This is a genomic window from Paenibacillus sp. ICGEB2008, from assembly GCF_000307675.1.
Classification (GTDB): Bacteria; Bacillota; Bacilli; order Paenibacillales; family Paenibacillaceae; genus Paenibacillus; species Paenibacillus polymyxa.
Map to the genome: position 1 here is coordinate 66,833 of NZ_AMQU01000009.1, position 22,510 is coordinate 89,342.

General features: G+C 40.4%; 17 protein-coding genes. 16 read left to right on the forward strand and 1 reads right to left on the reverse strand.

The features are described from left to right. Positions 1–479: 479 nt before the first annotated feature. The 11 genes from C400_RS0110345 (at position 480) to bglS (ending at position 16,018) form a co-directional block, all read left to right on the forward strand. On the forward strand, positions 480–2,153 hold the full coding sequence (locus C400_RS0110345; protein WP_017426909.1) for an RICIN domain-containing protein: 1,674 nt from the start codon (positions 480–482) through the stop codon (positions 2,151–2,153). Between the two features lie 197 nt (positions 2,154–2,350). Next, entirely contained in the window at positions 2,351–2,527 is a 177-nt protein-coding gene (locus tag C400_RS27705) for a hypothetical protein (protein WP_016818803.1), read from the forward strand. Between the two features lie 185 nt (positions 2,528–2,712). Further along, positions 2,713–3,120 (forward strand): MarR family winged helix-turn-helix transcriptional regulator, encoded by a 408-nt coding sequence (locus C400_RS0110355; RefSeq protein ID WP_017426910.1) that lies wholly within the window; start codon positions 2,713–2,715, stop codon positions 3,118–3,120. Between the two features lie 79 nt (positions 3,121–3,199). Then, entirely contained in the window at positions 3,200–4,969 is a 1,770-nt protein-coding gene (locus C400_RS0110360) for an ABC transporter ATP-binding protein (protein ID WP_017426911.1), read from the forward strand. Further along, the gene (locus C400_RS0110365; RefSeq protein ID WP_017426912.1) at positions 4,956–6,806 is read left to right on the forward strand and encodes an ABC transporter ATP-binding protein; all 1,851 of its coding nucleotides are present in this window, start codon (positions 4,956–4,958) and stop codon (positions 6,804–6,806) included. The genes C400_RS0110360 and C400_RS0110365 overlap by 14 nt, the downstream gene beginning before the upstream one ends. A gap of 208 nt (positions 6,807–7,014) precedes the next feature. After that, positions 7,015–7,221 (forward strand): helix-turn-helix domain-containing protein, encoded by a 207-nt coding sequence (locus tag C400_RS27710; RefSeq protein WP_017426913.1) that lies wholly within the window; start codon positions 7,015–7,017, stop codon positions 7,219–7,221. Continuing rightward, a complete protein-coding gene (locus tag C400_RS0110370; protein WP_232795343.1) occupies positions 7,218–7,781 on the forward strand; it encodes an IclR family transcriptional regulator in 564 nt (187 codons plus the stop codon). The genes C400_RS27710 and C400_RS0110370 overlap by 4 nt, the downstream gene beginning before the upstream one ends. Positions 7,782–8,049: 268 nt before the next feature. Further along, positions 8,050–8,652 (forward strand): type 1 glutamine amidotransferase, encoded by a 603-nt coding sequence (locus C400_RS0110375; protein WP_017426915.1) that lies wholly within the window; start codon positions 8,050–8,052, stop codon positions 8,650–8,652. A gap of 2,047 nt (positions 8,653–10,699) precedes the next feature. Then, positions 10,700–12,529, forward strand: coding sequence for a condensation domain-containing protein (locus C400_RS0110385; RefSeq protein WP_017426917.1), 1,830 nt, complete (start codon positions 10,700–10,702; stop codon positions 12,527–12,529). Positions 12,530–13,199: 670 nt separating this feature from the next. Beyond that, positions 13,200–15,107 (forward strand): carbohydrate-binding protein, encoded by a 1,908-nt coding sequence (locus tag C400_RS0110390; RefSeq protein ID WP_017426918.1) that lies wholly within the window; start codon positions 13,200–13,202, stop codon positions 15,105–15,107. Positions 15,108–15,304: 197 nt separating this feature from the next. Then, entirely contained in the window at positions 15,305–16,018 is a 714-nt protein-coding gene (gene bglS / locus C400_RS0110395; protein ID WP_017426919.1) for a beta-glucanase, read from the forward strand. A gap of 135 nt (positions 16,019–16,153) precedes the next feature. Here the strand turns inward: bglS and C400_RS0110400 are convergent, their stop codons facing one another. Then, entirely contained in the window at positions 16,154–17,164 is a 1,011-nt protein-coding gene (locus C400_RS0110400) for an AraC family transcriptional regulator (protein ID WP_016820935.1), read from the reverse strand. Positions 17,165–17,594: 430 nt separating this feature from the next. On the opposite strand from C400_RS0110400, the gene C400_RS0110405 reads away from it, so the two are divergent. Genes C400_RS0110405 through C400_RS27730 form a run of 5 tightly spaced genes read left to right on the forward strand, consistent with a single transcriptional unit; the run spans position 17,595 to position 22,424 of the window. Continuing rightward, positions 17,595–18,575, forward strand: a complete 981-nt coding sequence (locus C400_RS0110405) for a family 43 glycosylhydrolase (protein ID WP_017426920.1) — start codon at positions 17,595–17,597, stop codon at positions 18,573–18,575. 15 nt (positions 18,576–18,590) lie between these two features. After that, entirely contained in the window at positions 18,591–19,214 is a 624-nt protein-coding gene (locus C400_RS27715; protein ID WP_017426921.1) for a PTS transporter subunit EIIB, read from the forward strand. A gap of 46 nt (positions 19,215–19,260) precedes the next feature. Further along, positions 19,261–19,965, forward strand: coding sequence for a PTS transporter subunit EIIC (locus C400_RS27720; RefSeq protein ID WP_232795344.1), 705 nt, complete (start codon positions 19,261–19,263; stop codon positions 19,963–19,965). A gap of 34 nt (positions 19,966–19,999) precedes the next feature. After that, complete coding sequence (locus tag C400_RS27725) at positions 20,000–21,223, forward strand: glycoside hydrolase family 3 protein (RefSeq protein WP_232795345.1); 1,224 nt, start codon at positions 20,000–20,002, stop codon at positions 21,221–21,223. After that, positions 21,213–22,424, forward strand: coding sequence for a glycoside hydrolase family 3 C-terminal domain-containing protein (locus C400_RS27730; RefSeq protein WP_232795355.1), 1,212 nt, complete (start codon positions 21,213–21,215; stop codon positions 22,422–22,424). The genes C400_RS27725 and C400_RS27730 overlap by 11 nt, the downstream gene beginning before the upstream one ends. Positions 22,425–22,510 lie beyond the last annotated feature (86 nt).

Sequence of the window (22,510 nt, forward strand, 5' to 3'; positions counted from 1 at the left end):
AGGATCATTCGTAGAGATGTTAGAACTAATACCTTATCCTAAATTGTTTGCCGAGCATCTAAATCGTTTTTTTCATTCATTAAGCATCTGATAGTCTCTATCCTTGTGAGGGTTATGAACAACCAGTACAATTGGTTACCGTCTGCACAAAGTTGCCCTCAACCCTAGTCTTCGAAATAACCACAATGAAACTGGAAATAAAAATGAAGAAAATTGATGAGCATGTACCATTTAAGAAGTCGCCTAATTGGCGGCTTTTTTGTGTTAACAACCTTTTGTCTTTCAAATCCTTCAGCTAACAGTTCAAAAGAACTATTTTTTAAGATATTACTATTATCAAACATCGAAGTACCGATAAACATAATAGCGCAGAAAAAACAGGTATATATACCAACTCAAAGGAGAATTACATAAAGGAGGGATCGAGAAAAAATAGCAGAGGATTTATTTTAAATACACTAATATAAGGAGAATGTAAATTGTTGAAAAGAACACTATTAGTATCAATTATTTTTTGCCTAGTAATAAGTGCATTTGGATTCACTGAGAAAACATTGCCGAAAGCTGCAGCGTCCACTGGATTTGCTCATCCTGGTCTATTACATACGAAAGCAGATTTTGACCGAATGAAGCAGATGATTCATGAAGGCAGACAACCCTATTTGGATGGTTGGAATCAATTGCTGTCCAGCCCACTTTCACAGGCTGGATGGAAACCACGCGCTACTTCTATCATTATCCGGGGAGGAAATGAGCAAAATGTAGCTCTGTTGTATAATGATATAGCTCGTGCTTACCAGAATGCACTTCGTTGGAAAATTACAGGGAACACCGCAAATGGAGATACAGCTCGTGATATTTTGAATGCCTGGTCTTCTAATCTTAAAACGATCTCCGGCAATGCTGATCGCTACTTAGCAGCGGGAATTTATGGGTATGAGTTGGCTAATGCAGCAGAACTTATGAGAGATTATCCGGGGTTTAATGTGGAACAAATGCAGAACATGCTTCTTAGTGTATTTTACAAACCATTGAACGAGAGATTCCTTATTGGCAATGAATACGGCAATAGTCATAATGATTCATATATACAGAATTACTGGGCGAACTGGGATCTAAGTAATATGGCTGCCACCATTGCCATCGGAATATTCTGTGACCGCCAGGATATTTATGATATCGGTGTTGAATATTTTAAAAATGGTGCAGGAAATGGGTCCATTTATAATGCCATCCCATTCCTTCATCCTGATGGTCTTGCCCAATGGCAAGAGTCTGGAAGGGACCAAGCGCATACTCAATTAGGCGTTGGTTTAATGGCAACAATTGCTGAAATGGCATGGAATCAGGGAGATGATCTTTATGGATGGGCGGACAATCGTTTCCTGCGTGCTGCTGAATATGTTGCCAAATACAACAATGGCGAGGATGTACCCTTTGCAACTTATGAATGGGGATCAGGAAGAAACGGTGCGGTAAATATTCAATCTGGAATATCGCCTGACAAACGTAGCGAAATGCGTCCCATCTGGGCGATGATCTACAACCATTATGTCAATCGGAAAGGTCTGTCTGCACCCAATATTGCTGCCCGAATGGCTTTGGAAGGTACCGAAGGTGGTCCGAATTTGAAGTATCCATCAACGTTTGACCAACTTGGTTTCGGAACTCTTCTCTATACCCGGCCGGCCGGCAGCGGAGATCCGGCAAGCATTCCTGATGGAAATGTTTCTGATGGTACTTATCGTTTCATTGTGCGTTTGGATGGCAAGGCCATGGAAACCGAGAATACGATAGAAGGTACGAGTGTAATTAAATCAACCTATACAGGTGAAGCAAATCAACAATGGAGTGTTACGCATCTAGGTGGCGGTCAATACAGTATCAAGAATGTGCAGAGTGGACGTTCACTTGAGGTAACAAATGGCTCTCTTGATCATGGCGCTAAATTCCAACTGGCTGCTAGTACTGACCAAGATCAACAAAAATTTGCTTTTATCTCTACAGGAGATGGTTACTATCGCATCACTCCTGTCATTTCCAATAAGCCAGCTGATGTCACAGGCCTATCCACTGCAGAGGGAGTTCCTATCCAGCAATGGCGGTATACATCAAATTATAATCAACAATGGAGGCTTGGATCTGTTGAATAGCACCTGATCAATAATTTGCCTAAAAGCATCATTTTAACATTTGTTTATTCATTCAGTTGAATCTTAACTTAGCCTTTCCCTAGTCAAGCCACTAATATTGGGAAAGCTGTACGGCAAAACTGGTGTCGATATTTCGTCGGTGCCAGTTTTTCTATAATTGAAAGAGAACAATTCCTGCTTACCCTATTCAAAACGCGATGACCCGGGACATTCGTCAGGCGGCTGCAAAAGCGAACAGCCCCGAGTATATGTCACTTTGGGCGGGCCAGGGTCTTCGGTTAGCCAACGACCAACCTGCTGCTTCTACTGTAAAACAAACCATTGATGAAGCCAGTATTCTTGTCCAAAGATTTCTCACCATGAGGAACAGTTGATAATAAATAAGAGAAACTATCATTAACACATTATTGCTGCGAAAATCGCAGCTTTTTTTTATTTGTAGCAATTGTGAATAATTTATCCTTCTCCAACCATTCCATATTTTCCCGAATTGACTTTATATCCAGATATCATTATTATCTTACAGTATAAGATAAATGCAGAGAAGGTGGTATGACCAATGGATTATAAAGCATCCGCAACCGAATTATTCGAGTGTATCGTCAAATCGCGCAAACCGGCATTAGAGGAACGAGTGCATTTCTCTCGTGGTGAAATGGGAATTCTCATTGCTTTGAGTCATCAGGACGGGGTTACTTCGGGCCATTTGAGCGAATACTTGTCCGTCAGTACGGGACGGATAGCAACAGCACTGAAAAGTTTAGAGAAGAAAGGGTTGGTTGTACGACGTACGGATGCCAACGACAAACGTAAGGTGATTGTATTCATTACGGATTTAGGCAAGCAATTTATGATTGACAGGTATAACGAAGGAGTCGCATGGAGCGAGAAAATCCTTCGAAAGCTGGACGAACAGGATGCCAAAGAGTTTATTCGACTCATCAAGCTTATTGTCTCTAAAAGCTAAATTCCTATGTAGAGGACGTATGCAGGATACGTTAATTGCACCAAACACCTAAGATTTTCAGATAAAGGAGAACAACAGAATGCTGAAGATATTCAAATATCTCAAGAAAAATGAATGGATGTTCGTGCTCTGCAGCTTGGCCTTCATCGTTGTGCAGGTGTGGCTGGATTTGAAGCTGCCTGATTATATGGCCGAAATTACAACCAAGCTGCAAACTGCAGGAACGCCGATGTCGGACCTGCTGATTCCCGGTATTTATATGCTGTTATGTGCTGTCGGCAGTATGATTGCATCTATTATTGTCGGATTTTTTGCGGCAAAGGTCGCGGCAGGGCTGGCCATGCGCCTGCGTGCGATGGTCTTTGACAAGGCCTTATCTTTTTCGATGGAAGAGATGAACAGCTTTTCAACAGCCAGCCTTATTACCCGCTCCACGAACGATGTTACCCAAATTCAAACGGTGGTTGCGCTGGGGTTGCAGGTGATCATCAAGGCGCCGATTCTGGCCGTGTGGGCCATTGCAAAGATCGCAGATAAAAACTGGCAGTGGACCGCCTCTACAGGAGTGGCTGTGGCTGTCCTGATCCTGATGCTGAGTGTCATTGTTATTTTTGCTCTCCCCAGTTTCCAAAAAATCCAACGTCTCACTGATAATCTGAACAGGGTAACACGTGAGCATCTGACCGGGCTTCGAGTAGTGCGTGCTTATAATGCAGATCAGTATCAGGAGGAGAAGTTTGGGCAGGCCAATACCGAATTGATGAATACAAACCTGTTTGCGAACCGGTTAATGACAATGGTTGGTCCGGGCATGACCTTTATTATGTCGGGTCTGAGTGTCTCGATCTATTGGATTGGCGCTTACCTGATTAACGGAACGGCCGTGCCGGACCGCATTTCGCTATTCTCTAATATGGTCGTATTCTCATCTTATGCGGTGCAGGTGGTCATGGCCTTTATGATGGTAAGTATGATATTCTTCCTGATGCCTCGAGCTTCGATTTCTGCCAAACGGATTATGGAGGTATTGAATACCGAATCCCGCATCATTGACGGGCATGAAACAGCTGGAGAAGAGGGCGTTATGGGTCAGGTGGAATTCCGTAATGTCAGCTTTAAATATCCGGATGCGGAGGAGCCTGTGCTTCGCAACATTAGCTTTACGGCAAAACAAGGCGAGACGGTTGCCTTTATTGGCGCAACAGGCAGCGGTAAAACCAGCGTAATCAATCTGATTTCTCGTTTCTACGATGTGACTGAGGGAGAGGTGCTCGTGGATGGCGTGAATGTCAGAAACTATAAGCAGCAGACACTCCATAACAAAATCGGGTATGTCCCACAGAGAGCCGTACTTTTCAGCGGTACAGTGGCATCCAACGTTTCGTATGGCGATAACGGAAGAGCAGAAGCTTCGGAGAAACTCGTCAAAACAGCCGTGGAGATTGCCCAAGGCACGGAGTTTGTCGAAAAAATGGACGGTCAGTATCAAGGACGGATTTCACAAGGTGGAGCGAACGTGTCCGGTGGTCAAAAGCAGCGTCTGTCCATTGCGCGTGCCATCTACCGTCAGCCGGAGATTTATGTCTTCGATGATTCCTTCTCGGCATTGGACTACAGAACGGACCGGATTCTGCGCTCGGCGCTTAAACAAGAAACCGGCCATGCTACGACACTCATTGTTGCTCAGCGCATAGGCACCATTAAGGACGCTGACCGGATTATCGTTCTGGACCACGGCGAGATTGTAGGGAACGGCACACACGAAGAGCTGATGGCGAATTGCAGCACCTATCAGGAGATCGCTTATTCGCAGCTTTCGAAGGAGGAACTCGTACATGGACAAGAATGAACACACCGTCGGCAGTAAGCACATCGAAATGAAACAGCGAGGTCCCATAGGTAGAGGTCATACGGAAGGGATGGGAACTGGTAAAAAAGCGAATGATTTTAAAAAGAACATTCGCCAGCTCTTATCCTACATCAAGGCCTATATGCCTATGATCATACTCTCAATGGTGCTGGCGCTGGCCGGTTCCGTCTTCAACGTGATTGGTCCAGATAAGCTCAGCGATATTGCCAACCTGATCCAGGAAGGAATCGTAACAGGGATTGATGTGAATGCTGTTCAGAAGATTGTTCTTGTATTGGTAGTTTTGTATGGTCTCGGCCTTATCTTTAATTATTTCCAAGGATTCATTACGGTAACCGTGTCACAGCGTCTTACAAAGAAGATGCGGACAGAGCTGTCCCGAAAAATCAATCATATGCCTTTGAAGTATTTTGATGCTACGAGCTATGGTAATGTGCTTAGCCGTGTGACCAATGATGTCGATACGATTGGACAAACGTTAAACAACAGTCTCGGCACGCTTGTCAGCGCACTGGCAACCTTTGTGGGTGCATTGATTATGATGCTATATACGAACTGGATCATGACCATTACTGGGATTGTAGCTACGCTGATCGGTTTTTCACTGATGACCGTAATTATGAAGCATTCACAGAAATATTTTGTAGCACAGCAAGCAGAGCTTGGCCAGATCAACGGTCATATCGAAGAAACCTATGCTGGGCATAACGTAGTCAAGGTATATAACGGAGAAAAAGCAGCCAAAGAAGTGTTTCATGGCATTAATGGCCGCTTGTATACAAATGCATGGAAATCCCAGTTCATGTCTGGCCTGATGATGCCGGTTATGATGTTCATCGGGAATTTCGGTTATGTTGCGGTCTGTATCGTGGGCGCTTTGCTGGTGAACCAACATGTTATAACGATCGGAACTATCGTGGCCTTTATGGTGTATATTCGTCTGTTTACACAGCCTTTGTCACAGTTGGCGCAGGCTGCAACCAATTTGCAATCGGCGGCAGCTGCTAGTGAACGTGTATTCGAATTTCTGGGTGAAGAAGAATTGGTGGATGAGAGCGACAAGACCATGAAGCTGGATAACGCCAAAGGGGATGTCGAATTTAAGCATGTCCGTTTCGGTTATAATGAAGACCATATGATTATCAAAGATTTCTCTATGAAAGCTGAAGCTGGTCAGAAAATTGCCATTGTTGGCCCTACAGGTGCCGGTAAGACGACGCTCGTGAATTTGCTCATGCGGTTCTATGAGCTGAACGGAGGGGAAATTTATATTGATGGAACTCCGATCAGCCAATTAACACGTGAGAATGTTCATAAATTATTCTGCATGGTACTGCAGGATACATGGCTGTTTGAAGGAACGATTCGTGAGAATATCGTCTTTTCCAAAGAGCATGTTACCGATGAACAGGTAGAAGCCGCATGTAGAGCAGTGGGTCTGCATAGCTTCCTTAAAACTTTACCGCAGGGTTATGATACAGTGCTAGACGACAAAGCTAATCTCTCTGCCGGTCAAAAGCAATTGATTACCATTGCAAGAGCCATGATTGAAGATGCGCCCATGCTCATTCTGGACGAGGCCACAAGTTCGGTCGATACGCGTACGGAGTTACTGATTCAACAAGCGATGGACCGACTTACTGTTGGGAAAACCTCCTTTGTGATTGCCCACCGTCTCTCAACGATTAAGAACGCCGATCTGATTCTGGTTATGAAGGACGGTAACATTATTGAAACGGGTAATCATGAGGAATTGCTAGGTAAAAACGGATTCTATGCCGATTTATACAACAGCCAGTTTGAACATGTATCCTGAAAAGTACAATTTTAGGGAAACACGATAGGAATCATCAATATCATATCAGGGTAAAAATGAAACGTGTTTGGATGACCCCTTCAAAGGGCGACCCAGACACGTTTTTTTTTATAAACTACTCAGTTGTAAGATATCGCAATTGTAATGTTATCCTCTCTAACCTTTTTGGTATAATGAGTCCAAATTGGAGTTGAGGAGTGAAAACAGATTGTCTGGTGTAATTTCTAAGGCTGTTCAAATTTTGGATTTGCTGCTTCCGCAAGGCACTGAGAAAGATATGAGTGTGACGGAAATAAGCAAAGCGTTAAATATGCCGGTGCAGAGCGTGCATCGCTTGCTTACCTCATTAGCGGAACATGGCTTTGTGGCCCAAAATACAAAGACGAAACGTTACAAGCTTGGTCTGTCATTATGAAGTACGGTTTTTTAATGTGGGACAGTTTAATGTTGCGTACCATCGCAAGACCTTTTATGGAGGAGATATCGAAACAAACAAAGGAGACTGTATATTTATTGGTTCGAGAAAATGCTGAAGGAATTTACATTGATTCTGTCGACTCACCACAAGTCTTGAAAATATCAGAACCCATCGGGCTGCGTTTGCCATTGTTTATAGGAGCCTCTAATCGAGTTATTCTGGCTTTTCTGAACCCGATGCTGCAAAAAACAATCATGGATTCCTTCGAATGGAGTGAGACTACTTCTTTAAAAGCATTTTTACGAAAAGATGTCGAACAAGAACTTTTGACGATTAAACAGAATGGATATGCTATCTCAATAAGCGAGGCAACGGAGGGAACCACAGGAATCGGCGCTCCTATCTTCTCATACGAGAACACCGTAATCGGTTCCTTGAATGTTGCTGGACCTTCGATAAGATTTGGGGAAGTTAACATCGAAAAGTATTCAAACATGGTGAAAAAGTATGCTAACCTCATATCCAACGAGCTTGGCTATCGAGGACGTGTTAGGTAGTTTGGCTTGCTTAGAAACACCTATTCATTGCACATCATCTGCCTTATCAATTCCTGTTTCGTTATTCAGGGAAGTGATGGGGAATAGTTATATTTTTTGTTATCATCCCATTATTCGGGATAATCATATTGTTAATACTGAAAAGTGAGATAATATATGATTATTCAACAAGAGGGGTGAGTGTAAGATTGTTGTATTTCGTCACTTTTCATTTGACGATCCATCCGTAATCGCTTCGTGGTCCAAACATGCAGGTCACGAACTAATCGTGCAGGATCCTGCCCAAGGTATTGATAAGAAGTGGCTTAAAACATTAGATCTCCTTGTGATTTTGGGCGGACCCATGAGTGTTTACCAAGAAAAAGAACATCCATGGCTTATTGAGGAGAAGGCGTTTGTAAAAATTGCAATTGAAATGAAGAAAAAAGTACTAGGAATTTGTTTAGGGGCTCAGATGATATCGGAGGTTTTAGGAGGATCCGTATTTCCAAACCGCGAAAAGGAAATTGGCTGGCATGGCTTCCACAGGACGCAAGAATACCATGCATGGTTAGCTAAAATTCCCAAAAAATTCACTTCATTCGCTTGGCATGGAGATACGTTCACGTTGCCTGATGGGGCCCAGCATCTCATTTACTCCGAAGCTTGTGAGAATCAAGCCTTTGCGTATGGAGAACATGTTCTAGGTTTGCAGTTTCATTTGGAATCTACCACTGATTGTATCCAGCAAATGCTTGCAAATTGGCCGCATGAGCTTCGGGATGCACCGTTTATTCAAACCACTTCCTTGATCAGGGAAGGGATAGATCATTGTGAGCAATCAAAAATGTTATTGTGGGGAATTCTGGACCAAATTGCGTTAACCGCTTAGGAAGCGATAAAACAACATGGGAATGGGATCGGGAGCTGCACGAATACAAATTGGCTTGGGGGTAGTTTCATTACAAGCTTGGCACAAAAACGATTCGATTTGCACAAAGTATCCATCACACGACAAATATGTTCGGTACTTCCACTGTGTCAATATTCACTCCATTATTTAAGGTCAAGTCGCCAAAACTTAAAAAAATAGCAAGTCTTCCTGCCACATGGAGACTTGCTATTTTGTGTTTTCGGGTCAATACATTTTACAAAAGTAATGGTCCAAAAGTTATAAATTCTCTAAAAATCTAAACTTTTAATGAAAAATCAAAACGTTTCTATTAATAAAAAAATAAAATTTATAGCTGAAATGAGAGAATATTTAACCTAAATCGAAATTTCAAGAGAAAATTTAAAGAAAATTCCGCTTGGAAAATAGTTCAAAAGAGCTAAAAAAATCACTATCTATTTAAAAAGTGAAGAGTTATTAATTTTGAATTAATTCAGCTTGAGTAAATAAATACCATGATTTAGGTAGTTAAAGATAATCGCTGAAAAAGTTGAAATTTGTCGGATGGTGTCGGGAACGGTTTGTTACATTTGTGTTAATGATATGTAATGTAAAATTTGTTTTGGTGCAAGGGGTTTGGAGTTTCATGCAAGCATACATCATTTTTATTTTATCGGTTATAAAATCAAAAATTTTGTTCTAAATCACATTAACTTGTCATGCTTAGTATTCAATTTAATAAAAAAGTGCAATTCTTGCATTTAAAGATATAAATATAATAGAATAATATGGGATGTTTATTAATTTTATGAAATCTATCAATTTGGAACTTATGTCCCATGTTAATCGGTTTTAAAGTTTGTATATTTAAAATAGCTAGAAAGTATTGGGAGTAAAGAAGATATATAAGGATTTATTGCTATATTATGGACAGAAAGAGGGTGTTAGAAATTTTTATGGCGACTCGGTCGTGTCTTGGCTTTTGAAAATCGTGATCCAATCTGACTGAGAAGACCCAGTTATTTTGTTTCACCGGACATGAGAGCATTGCCTAAAATGGCTTCATAAGTACATAAGCTGTTTTCTTTTGTAGACACTGTAGGGAGCACTGACTGTATCCAAAAATCATGGCAGTTGTATAAACAAGACTGCAAGATTATCTGTCCATAGCATCATTCCGGTAAATCTGTCCCATATCTTCCGTATTCCAAAGACAAATCCTATTTATTCAGATTAACCTTTCACCGAAGAGCTTCATTTGATGCAGAAAACACCTGAAGAAGTACTGTAAAATGCACGGTTAGTTCAAATGATTATGCCCGTTTGTGCACAGATTTTGAGGAGTGCGAAACGTTTCCTAGCAGCGTGGAAACTTCGCTAGCTCTTTCGATGACCGTCGCTTTTTTATCCATGTACAAAATCAGGAAGTCATAAGCGCAATCGTGAGTTTTTGCCCCCTTCAACCTAGAATTACGCTCCTAACCACGGTGCAGTAGCTCATGCGTCTCATAGCATCAATACCCTCAAGCCAAGATTCAGACAGCACACATCACGACACACTACGTTGTTAACATTGCGGCAACCGTTCTACAACCCACCACCAAGATGCACTTACAGCATAATTCAAAAATGTTCCCATTCCATGCACATATTCATACATCCAGAGTCAGAGTTTTTTCACCATGTCTGCCCAACTAAAAAAAGCTTGCACTGCGAAAGTGTGAGCGAAGAAAAGAAGATGTACTTGTTTTGATCAAAACCAGCTTCTCGAAGCTCCGGGGGCTGAAGGGTACCAGCTTCCTGATAGGAGAAGGAGAAACGGTAACGATTGTCGTCGCGTGGTGTGGCGGCAAAAGCATAATTATCAAACTGCTACAACAAATATGCGCACTCAGATCTTAATGGTATATCAGGAGTGGTCGCTTTTTACTGACTTCTATTGGCAATTTAATACCGGAGAAAAGGCTCGCATGGCCGTTCCTTGCCAAGGGAGGTCATTTAAGCAGAGTTACTTTTACCCATATCTATTTTGCGAGGAGAGATACGTATGACTCAGCACAATGTTCAATTGTTTACATTAAGCCAGCCACAGCAACGTATTTGGTACACGGAGCTTGTGTATCCCAATCGCAACACATCTACGATTATTACCACTGTTAAAATCAAGGGAACGGTTCGCATAGATGCATTGCAGGAGGCAATGAACCTGGTGGTTGCACAAAACGATTCTTTTCGTATCAAAATCACGGTTCGGGACGGCATTCCCTATCAATATGTTGAGCCGTTTGCTGCTCAAAGCATAGAAACCCTTCAGGTTACTCCAGAGGAAGCTGAGCTATGGGTGAGTCATCATAATGCCCAGCCGTTCCCCTTACTGGATTCGCAGTTGTATCGATTTGTTATTTTGCAGCTGGGGGCAGAAGACACCTGGTTTAGTTTCAAGATGCATCATATTATTTCTGACGGCGTTACCATGGAGCAGGCCATTAATGAAATTACGGGGAATTATATGAGTATTGTACATGGTACAGGTTCAGATACGCCGGTCCCAGCGAACTCATATCTCGATTTTATTCAGACGGAGCAAAGCTATGAGCAATCAGAACGCTACCAAAAGGACAAGGTGTACTGGACGGAGAAATTTGCCGACTTGCCGGAGGTTACAGGTTTAAAGTCTTACAATCCGCTCACGATAAGCACGGCTGCACGCCGAGAGGTTTATACACTGGAGCACGAATTATATCGTGGTGTCACGGCTTTTTGCGAGGCGCATAACATCAGTATTTTTACATTTTTCCTGGCCGCATTGTATATTTTTTTACATAAAACGACAGGTGAACAAGATTTAACCGTTGGTACATTGTATGCTAACCGCACGTTAAAGAAGGAAAAAAATACAATGGGCATGTTCGTCAGCACTATGGCTACACGTCTGCAAGTTGAGCCGGAATCCGAGTTGCTCACTTTTCTACACGGTGTTGGCAAGGAGCAGGCGTCCATTTTGCGGCATCAGCGTTATCCGTATAACAAAATCATGCAGGATTTGCGTGAACAGCAAAGCGGCACGGATATTGGTCGCTTGTTTGGCGTTACCATTCAGTACCGTACGCTGAGCTTCTCTCGTTTTGATGAAGCCATTCAGCAGGTACATACTGATTTCTGCGGAGATACGGTGAGCGACTTCGATATTGCCATGATAGACATGCTGGATGACGATAAACTTGTATTGCAACTGGATTATCGAACCGAGCTGTTCAGCGAGCAGGAGATCGCCCGAATGATTCGCCAATTCGTGAGTGTGGTAGAGCATATGGTGAAAGGGCCACAGAAGCGGATTCAGGAGTTGTCACTGATGAGTGACGAAGAGCGGACTCAAATTATGGATGTATTTAATGCGACAGCTGTCCGCTTTCCACACGATGCGGGTATTCATGAGCTATTCGAGGAACAGACAGAACGTTCGCCGGATCAGACAGCGGTTGTATTTGGAAATCAGAGTCTAACTTATCGGGAACTGAATGAACGATCGAATTCATTGGCACGAATCCTTCAAGTACAGGGAGTAGGACCTGACAAGCTGGTTGGCCTGATGGTACAACGCTCCGTGGAAATGATTGTAGGTCTGCTGGCCGTTCTAAAAGCAGGCGGAGCTTATGTGCCGATTGATCCCGAATTTCCGTCATCTCGTATTGAATACATGATGGAAGACAGCAAAGCGGCAGTGCTTCTGACCAGTCGTGATCTGGCAGAAGAGCACCCTTGCCATGCCAATGCTATATTTCTTGAGGATGCAGCATTGTATCAGGGAGAAAGCAGCAACCTGCAGGCGATTGCTCGCCCAGAGCATTTAGCCTACATCATCTATACCTCTGGATAAACCGGAAATCCAAAAGGAGTTATGCTCCAGCATCGCTCGGTACTCAACTTTAGCCTTAATCAAGGTTGTAAATCGGCGCTGTCCAACAGAGGAGTGCGCCCGATTTTAGAAATAACCTAACTCAACTTTCGGTGGACCAAGCCTAGATTGTGATGTATTTAGCGGGTGGATTTTGCTCAATAACCCTAACAGACAGTCTGCCCTTAATTTGCTCGCCTACAATCAAACTCAACCCACTCAGGGCAAATATTATACTTAAACGGTTACGGAAAAACGTCAGTATTTCACAGAGCAAATCGGTAGGTTACATCCCTTTTGGTGTGCTCTTTTAAATTAGAATGATATTGTTATATTTGATAGAGTATGGTATGATCATTCCAAATAAATCCATTATTATAAATCGAATTACATATTAGTACTTAATATTTTATATTCTATACTTTATTCAATTAATACTGAAGTTCACAGCATAAGGACAGAGATAAGTAAGTATTGACTTCTCTTGTAGGGCGTTTCCAAACAATAATTTGTAAGCGGTTTCAAATTATTTCTATCCCTTACCACTCTTTACGTCAGTTCTCCTTGCGGGTAGAGGTCTGAGCATATTCTTAAGCTTGATAAATTTACGGGTAGCTCAGCTTTAGACCATATAAAAAACGGAGGTTATGTTATGATTAGAAAATGTCTAGTTTTATTTCTTTCCTTCGCTTTATTGCTCAGCGTCTTTCCCATGCTAAATGTAGATGCTGCCAATCGACCACTGGCAAAGCTACCTGGAAATTCCAATCCTCTAATGGATCATAAATTGGGAGCTGATCCCTATTCATTGGTGTATGATGGAAGAGTGTATATTTACATGTCAAGTGATACGTACGTGTATAACAAGGATGGATCGATTAAAGAGAACGACTTCAGTGCGCTGGATCGTATCCAGGTCATATCCTCTACAGACATGGTGAACTGGACGGATCACGGAACGATACCAGTCGCAGGTGCCAACAACAAAAACAGTGGAAGAGGCATTGCCAGATGGGCCTCTAACTCTTGGGCTCCAGCAGTTGCGCATAAAAAAATAAATGGCAGAGACAAGTTCTTTTTATATTTTGCCAATGGGGGAGCAGGTATTGGTGTCCTAACAGCAGACACGCCTATCGGACCTTGGACAGATCCCCTTGGCAAAGCGCTTGTGACACATAGTACACCTGGGATGGCTGGCGTGACTTGGCTTTTTGACCCGGCTGTACTGGTAGATGATGATGGCACGGGATACCTGTATAGCGGTGGGGGAATCCCTAATGAGTCGGATCCGGCTTCCATTGCAAATCCTAAAACCGCCAGAGTCATCAAATTAGGCGCAGATATGACCAGCGTTATTGGAAGCGCCACCACTATAGACGCTCCTTACCTGTTTGAAGATTCCGGTATTCATAAATACAACGGCAAATACTACTATTCGTACTGTATCAACTTTGCCGGAACACACCCTCAACAGTACCCTGCAGGTGAAATCGGTTATATGGTTAGCGACAACCCGATGGGTCCCTTCACTTATAAAGGTCATTTCCTAAAAAATCCGTATACGTTCTTCGGCGTTGGAGGCAACAACCACCATGCTGTATTTAATTTTAAGAATGAATGGTATGTCGTATACCATGCCCAAACGGTCAGCAAGGCTCAAATTGGAGCTGGAAAAGGCTATCGCTCTCCGCATATTAATAAGCTGGTGCACAAGGAGGACGGAAGCATCTCTGAGGTGCAAGGGAATATGACAGGAATCGCTCAGCTATCCAATATGAACCCATATACCAGAGTTGAAGCGGAGACCATTGCCTGGCAAGCAGGCGTTACGACCGAACCCACACAAGCCAGTGGCGGCCCGATTAGCAATCTGAATGTGACCAACATCCATAATGGAGACTGGATCGCTGTCGGGAAGGCTGATTTTGGCTCTGCCGGAGCGAAGACATTCAAAGCTAATGTGGCCACTAATGTCGGTGGCAACATTGAAGTACGGCTTGACAGTGAAACAGGCCCTCTAGTCGGCTCCTTGAAAGTATCTTCAACTGGAGGTATGCAGACCTGGAGAGAAGTAGAGACCACGATCAATAATGCAACGGGGGTTCACAACATCTATCTGGTGTTTACTGGGTCAGGCAGCGGCAATCTGTTGAATTTGGATGCCTGGCAGTTCACTCCCAACACGGGAGGGGATACGATAACCAAGGTTGAAGCTGAGAATATGAAGATTGGCGGCACTTATGCAGGCAAGATCAGTGCACCGTTTGACGGGGTCGCTTTGTATGCCAATGCTGACTATGTATCATATTCACAGTATTTTGCCAACTCTACGCATAATATCTCAGTGCGGGGGGCTTCAAGCAATGCTGGTACGGCCAAGGTGGACTTGGTTATTGGCGGAGTAACTGTAGGTTCCTTCAATTTCACGGGCAAAACGCCGACTGTCCAAACCTTGTCCAATATTACTCACGCTACTGGAGATCAGGAGATCAAACTCGCCTTGACGAGTGATGACGGCACTTGGGATGCCTACGTGGATTTTATTGAATTTTCATTATGATCGCTCATATAAACAGTAGTTGTTTTGGAGCTTTTGCAAAATCGAGGGACCCGCCCTGTTATTCCATGAGAACGCTATTAGCGGGTAAATGTCCAGGCAAGCTCTATTATTTGGTTTTCGGCAGATCATATTACGTTTGCTGGAAACCACGTTCCACAACTTTCATTCATATTTGAAATTGTCCTTGGAGGTGTATGATGAAGAAGAAGTCTTGGTTTACGCTGATGATCACAGGTGTGATTTCTCTGTTTTTTTCGGTAAGCGCATTTGCGGGGAATGTGTTCTGGGAACCATTAAGTTATTTTAATTCAAGTACTTGGCAAAAGGCAGATGGGTACTCCAATGGGCAGATGTTCAATTGCACTTGGCGTGCCAACAATGTTAACTTTACGAATGATGGAAAGCTAAAGCTGAGTTTAACGAGTCCGGCGAACAACAAATTTGATTGTGGGGAGTACCGATCAACGAACAATTACGGATATGGCCTGTACGAGGTCAGCATGAAGCCTGCTAAAAACACGGGAATTGTCTCATCCTTTTTCACGTATACAGGACCTTCCCATGGCACGCAATGGGATGAAATAGATATCGAATTTTTAGGAAAGGACACGACAAAAGTACAGTTTAACTATTATACCAATGGAGTCGGTGGGCACGAGAAAATTATCAATCTTGGCTTTGATGCTTCAACGAGCTTCCATACCTATGCTTTCGATTGGCAGCCAGGGTATATTAAATGGTACGTTGACGGTGTTCTGAAACATACAGCAACCACGAATATTCCGAGTACGCCAGGCAAAATTATGATGAATTTATGGAATGGTACCGGAGTAGATAGCTGGTTAGGGTCATATAATGGAGCAAATCCGCTGTATGCCGAATATGACTGGGTAAAATATACGAGCAATTAGTATGATTACAGCAGAAGAGGCAGCCCTATAGGGCTGCTTTTGCCTGTCCAGGGAGAGATAGCTGAATAGACCCCGCTAGGGGATTTTTTTGTTAGCATAATGATGTTATGAAAAACTTCAAAAAAGCAAATGTTTTCACTTAAATTTTTGAATAGATTTAGAAATAGAATTGTCTCGAAATTCTTTTGGTGTTACACCAAAATATTCCTTGAACTTTTTGTAAAAGAAATTTAAATTGTTATAACCTATTTCGTTTGCGATCCCATAAATAGGAACGTCAGTATTTTCAAGTAAGATAGAGGCTCTAGTTAACTTTTGAAGTAATATAATTTCAGAAAAAGATCTATTAGTAGTTTTTTTAATTAAATTACTTAGATAGTTTGGATGAAAATTGAAATGCTTAGCTGTGGAAATCAAAGTACATGTCATATAATTTTTCTCTAAATAGTTAAGTATTTCTATAACGGGTGCATTATTTAATGATTTAGAGTTAGAGTGGCTAGAGTCGTACTGAAATACCCTCAATAATTCAGAAAATATAAGCACCATAAAGCAATCAATGATTTCATTTGAACATAAAGATTTATCAAAATATTCACAAAGAAGCTCTCTTATATATATAGGGATTTTTTTGTTATTTTCGGAATTAAATATTATATAATTATCATGATCCCTCTTATCAGAAATAGCATTAATTAAAAACTCTGAGATAATGCCTTTACTTGATAGCCTGCTAAGAAAGGCAGTTGAAAAGTATTCTTTACTCATTAATATATTTATAATAATGTCATTTTCAGTAGTTGGTAAAATAGAATGAGGAATTCCTGTATCTATAATAGATATCTGTCCTTCTTTCAGTTTTACAGTCTTATCTTTTATGACCTCTGTAAATTCTCCTGAATATACATAACTAAGTTCGATATAAGTATGAACATGCATGGGTACTTCAACAAATCGTGTATGTTTACGTGGGGTGATATTTTCGCCCATATTCATATCATTATCATCAAATAAATAAGCATCATGCCCTTCACAGTTAATTATCTCCATTTTTTTATATCTTTCCGATATAACAGGATTTGATTTATATTTTAGCTCTTTTTCTGTTAAAACTCTAAGCATTCTATCTAATTCATCGTGATTCATAGTTGAAACCCCTTTCAAGGTTAGTCATTATATAGTAGGTTATGATATTAAAATCGGTCAGTCAATATGTGTTTATTTGATATTAAAGAGCAATTAAGAAAATGCTATCCTTTCTTCAAGGGAATTATTTAATAGCTTCCTTGAGGTCACAAATATAGAGACGTCTATATAATTTCATCTAAAACTATAGTTTTTATCAGTTAGTATATCCAACGAAAACACTCATTTTACAGAAAACGTATTTATTGTCAGTTGACTTATTATTAAGTGTGAACAAGGAGCTATATGAGTGTTGAAAGGGGTAATTCCTGTAATTAAAAAAGAGACCAACATTAAGTTCAATGTAGGATATATTTAAATTTTCCGTATATAGATCTAATAATGTAAGAGTAGGGATTTAACTATTATCTTTTATAAGGAGAAGTTTTAAATGTCTAATTTTATTCGACCAGGTCAGGTTTGGCTTGATACAAATGGTAAGCGTATCCAAGCTCATGGTAGTTCAGTGCTGTATGTAGATGGTGTCTATTACTGGTATGGGGAAAATAAGGAAAATACGATTCCGGGAAGTGGCGTTTGGCACAATGGTGTTAATTGTTATTCATCTGAGGATTTAATAAATTGGAAATTTGAAAAAACTATTCTGAAGGCGCCTTCAGATGTTAATAACCCGTTACATCCTTCTAGAATTATGGATCGTCCCCATATCATTTATAACAAAAAGAATAAAGAATTTGTAATGTGGATGAAATTGGCAGGGACAGATGATAATCCTCGAGATTGGAATTATCAATATATGGGAATAGCGACATCAAAAAGTATCACTGAAGAGTTTAAACTTATTGATAAGATAGTTCCTTTAGATATGAGCAGTGGTGATTTTGATTTGTTTGTTGATGATAATGGTCAAGCATACATTATCTTTGGAAAAGTCCATACAGAAATTGTAATTGCAGATTTAACTGACGACTATAAAAATCTAACAGGAAAATATTCAACGCATTTGCATTTTAGTTCACCTCCATTAGCACGTGAGGCACCTGCTGTCTTTAAGAGAGAGAATGAATACTTTATGTTTACGTCTGGGACAACTGCTTATTATCCTAATCAAACGCTCAGTGCCAAAGCAGATAATATGCATGGTCCATGGTATATAATTGGAGATCCGTGTCTAGAGGATACAGAAAAGAACACTTTCAATTCCCAGATAAGTAGTGTGTTTAAAGTGCCTAATCAAGATTTATTCATTGCGATCGGGGATCGATGGGTTGTTGACTTAACAAGAAAAAAAGAGAAGAGTTCATGGAACATTAATACAAGTGAGTCTGATTACGTGTGGCTACCTGTAGAATTTAGAGATAACATCCCAGTCATTCAATGGAAGTCGGAATGGAATCCAAACAATTTTTAATAAGGGGAAGTTTGTATGAATTTAAAAGATTCAGCAAAAGCAATAATTGAAAAAGTTGGAGGACCAGAGAATATTGTAAGTGTTACGCACTGTGTAACTAGATTGAGATTTGTTCTGGCGGATGAATCAATTCCCAATGATGATGAAATTAGAAGTATTGATAAAGTATTGGGTGTTATGAGAGCTGGTGGGCAATATCAAGTGATTGTTGGGAATGTTGTTAAAGATGTTTATGCTGAGGTTGATTCTTTATTAAAAGGTAATGCGAATGAAGATGACATTAAAGAAAAAATTGAAAAAGTTAAAACAAAAAATAAAACAAGTTTGATTAATAGGCTATCTAGATCACTCATGAAAATGATTTTTCCGCTAGTTCCAACAATGGCGGCGGTGGGTATTATTAAAGGTTGTTTGGCTATATTTCTAATGGCAGGTGTATTGCAGACAACAGATGGCACTTTTATTATTTTGCAAAATATAAATGATGCTTTCTTATACTTCTTACCTATAATTGTGGCATTTTCAGTTGCGAAAACATTTGACTCCAACCCTTATGTTGCTGCTGCAATAGGAGCATCATTGGTATTCCCAGGTATTGTGAAATTACATGAGGATGGTACAGCTTTAACTTTTTTTTAAAATTCCGGTTATTTTAACATCGTACGGTAATTCAATTTTCCCTGTTATGTTTAGTACTTTTATTGCTGCAAAACTTGAAAGGTATCTAGAGAGATTTATACCACCATTTTTAGAATTCCTTAAAATTATGGTTTTACTTTTAGTAATGGTACCTTTCACATTCATGGTAGTTGGTCCGATTTTTGTAAAGGTAAGTGAGTTATTAGCGAATGGTACTATGGGAGTTTATAATTTATTCCCTTTAGCGACTGGTGTAATATTCGGTGCCTTTTGGCAGCTCTGTGTACTTTTTGGATTGCACTATGCTTTTATTCCTATTTTGACCGATATAACCCTAAGAAATGGTTCTAATGCTTTGAGCCCGATTTTAGGTATGGGAGTTTGGGCACTAGCCGGAGCTGCGCTTGGTTTTGCACTTAAGTCTAAACGAAAAGAAAATAAAGCTACGGGTTATTCAGCTATGACTTCTGCACTGTTTGGTATTACTGAACCTGCCATATTCGGGATTGCTTTGCCGTATAGGAAACCATTTATTTGCGCAATGATTGCTGGAGGAATTGCTGGACCATTGAATACAATTTTAGGAACAAATCAATTTTCACCAGCTGCTGTTGGAGGAATTTTAACATTTGGTGCCCAAATGGATCCTAGCGGTGATCCAGGTCCACTTATAGGATTTTTTATCTGCTTTTTCGTAAGTTTTACTCTCAGCGCAGTTTTAACATACTTTACAACGAGAGCGAACGATTAGCTAAGAAGCACTGAGGTAAAAGGAGGATTTATCAATGAATACATTCAGATATAAAGATATAACATTGTCGGCAGAAGAGCGTGCTAAGGATTTAATTCATAGAATGAGCATAGAAGAAAAAGTTGCTCAGTTACAATGCTATAACCCTAAGGATAAAAATGGTCCGAATTTAGAAAATTCTTTTCAAGATGGAGTTGGTGCAATAGCATTTTTGTCTGCTGCATGGGATGATTCTAAAGAAATGGTAGCCGATAAGCTTAGAGACTATCAAAAGAAAGTAATGGAACGTAGTCGATTTGATATACCTGCTCTTTTTCATATTGAAGGATTAACTGGTGTATTGATGCCAGAAGCAACAAGTTTTCCTACAGGCATTGGCAGAGGCTCTGCCTGGGATCCTGAACTTGAGTATGAGGCAGGGAAAGTAATAGGAAAAGAAATGAGTGCAGTTGGAATTAAACATGCTTTAGCTCCAGTTCTTGATGTTACTCGGGATGCACGTTTAGGTCGTCAGGGAGAAAGTTATGGAGAGGATCCTACTCTTGTTTCTGCACTAGGAACTTCATATGTTGTAGGTATCCAAAATTCTGGAGAAAATGATGAATATAATATTATGGCTACTAGCAAGCATTTTATTGGTTATCATGCTGGACAAGGCGGAATACATGCTGCAGCGACTAATGTTCCTGAAAGGGAGTTGCAGGAGATTTTCGGAAAGCCGTTTCAATCTGCAATTAGCAAAGGAAATCTTCGCTCAGTCATGAATCAATACGGAAGTGTAAATGGTGAGCCAGTAGCTGCATCTAAATATTTATTGCAAGACCTATTGAGAAAAGAAATGGGTTTTAATGGGCTACTTGTCGCAGACTATGCTTCTATTGAAGAGCTTTTTACACGAATGAAAGTCTGTGAAGGAAAGAATGAAGCTGCAGTAAAGGCATTGAATGCTGGATTTGATTTAGAATTACCAACACCAAGTGCTTATGGGGACAATTTAATTCAACTATTGGAAGAAGGTAAAATAAATATTCAGCTTCTAGATGAAACTGTATTAAGAGTTTTAACTGAGAAGTTTAGACTCGGAATTTTTGAAAATCCATTTCCTTCTTCATATGAAAAAATAGAAGAAGTATTTAATAAAGAAGAATCAAAAAAAATTAGTTTGAAATATGCAAGAGAATCATTAGTTCTTCTCAAAAATAATGGAATTTTACCATTAGATACAGCCGATAAAAAAAATAGCTATAATTGGACATAATGCAAGATCTACAAGAAGCTTATTCGGTGGGTATTCATATGGTAGCGTATTAGAACTTGCTATGGGTGCTAGAAATACGATGGCAGGTATTGAAGTACAAACAGATGACGTGCTTTGGAGAAATAAAAAGAAAGACACATATCCAGGAAGTATTATCGATGTAGAAATTCCAAAGCTTGAACAAGTTGCAAGTAAAGCGTATAAGCATTGTAGGAATATTTTAGAAGAGTTTAAGCAATGTTGTCCAAACTCTGATATTCAATATCAGTATGGTTATCCTTATGTAGGGAATGATACTCGCCATCATGAAGATGCGTTAAAACTTGCGAAAGAATCAGATGTTACGATTGTTACGGTCGGCGGAAAATATGGATGGGGAACATCATGCTCAACAGGAGAAGGGATTGACTCAAGTAGTATTAATCTTCCTCAATGCCAAGAAGAGTTTTTAATGAAATTAGGCGAGAGTGATATTCCTTTTATAGTTGTTCATTTAGATGGAAGGCCTATATCTAGTGATGCTGCTGATAAATATGCTTCTGCAATTATTGAAGCATGGAACCCTGGGGAGTTTGGCAGTCAAGCTATTGTAGAAACAATTCTTGGTACAAATAATCCAAGTGGTAAACTTCCAGTTTCTGTTGCATATAGTTCGGCTCAAGCGCCACTTTATTATAACCACAGTCAGGGATCAAGTTATCATGTTCAAACCGGTTCCCCATTTACTAGATATATCGATCTTCCCCATACTCCAAGATATTATTTTGGTTATGGTTTATCGTATACTACATTTGATTATCATAATCTACAAACAGAAAAATCAAAGATAAAACCATTTGAGAAGTTTCATATTAGTTTTGAAGTAGAAAACTCAGGGGATACAGCTGGTGTTGAAATTGCCCAAATCTATGTATGTGATAAAGTGGCATCTTTAGTTAGACCAGCACAGGAATTGGTTGGATTTTGTAGAATACCTTTAGAAGCTAGACAAAAGAAAAAAGTAGATTTCTATATTGATCCTAGTCAACTTGCATTCCTAGATGAAGATTTGAAATGGAAGATAGAAGCAGGGGAATTTGATGTGATGATTGGCTCTTCTTCGGAGGATATCCGGTTAAAAACGAATGTCTATATTTTAGAAGATGGCTACACGCAAAGTAAGAATAGGGAATATTACGCCTCTTATAAAATCAGTGAATAGGTTCCCAACAATTAATTAAATATGCAATCGGTAAGATATAGCAGGTTAGTATATAATCTGCTATATCTTATTTTCCAATTGTTTTA

Excerpts from the sequence above, each read along its gene's own strand:
- C400_RS0110365 (WP_017426912.1), top strand. The coding sequence starts at position 4,956 with ATGGACAAGAATGAACACACCGTCGGCAGTAAGCACATCGAAATGAAA.
- C400_RS0110385 (WP_017426917.1), top strand. The coding sequence starts at position 10,700 with ATGACTCAGCACAATGTTCAATTGTTTACATTAAGCCAGCCACAGCAA.
- C400_RS27705 (WP_016818803.1), top strand. The coding sequence starts at position 2,351 with ATGACCCGGGACATTCGTCAGGCGGCTGCAAAAGCGAACAGCCCCGAG.
- C400_RS0110370 (WP_232795343.1), top strand. The coding sequence starts at position 7,218 with ATGAAGTACGGTTTTTTAATGTGGGACAGTTTAATGTTGCGTACCATC.
- C400_RS0110390 (WP_017426918.1), top strand. The coding sequence starts at position 13,200 with ATGATTAGAAAATGTCTAGTTTTATTTCTTTCCTTCGCTTTATTGCTC.
- bglS (WP_017426919.1), top strand. The coding sequence starts at position 15,305 with ATGAAGAAGAAGTCTTGGTTTACGCTGATGATCACAGGTGTGATTTCT.
- C400_RS27725 (WP_232795345.1), top strand. The coding sequence starts at position 20,000 with ATGAATACATTCAGATATAAAGATATAACATTGTCGGCAGAAGAGCGT.
- C400_RS0110405 (WP_017426920.1), top strand. The coding sequence starts at position 17,595 with ATGTCTAATTTTATTCGACCAGGTCAGGTTTGGCTTGATACAAATGGT.
- C400_RS0110355 (WP_017426910.1), top strand. The coding sequence starts at position 2,713 with ATGGATTATAAAGCATCCGCAACCGAATTATTCGAGTGTATCGTCAAA.
- C400_RS0110360 (WP_017426911.1), top strand. The coding sequence starts at position 3,200 with ATGCTGAAGATATTCAAATATCTCAAGAAAAATGAATGGATGTTCGTG.
- C400_RS0110400 (WP_016820935.1), bottom strand. The coding sequence starts at position 17,164 with ATGAATCACGATGAATTAGATAGAATGCTTAGAGTTTTAACAGAAAAA.
- C400_RS27720 (WP_232795344.1), top strand. The coding sequence starts at position 19,261 with ATGTTTAGTACTTTTATTGCTGCAAAACTTGAAAGGTATCTAGAGAGA.
- C400_RS27715 (WP_017426921.1), top strand. The coding sequence starts at position 18,591 with ATGAATTTAAAAGATTCAGCAAAAGCAATAATTGAAAAAGTTGGAGGA.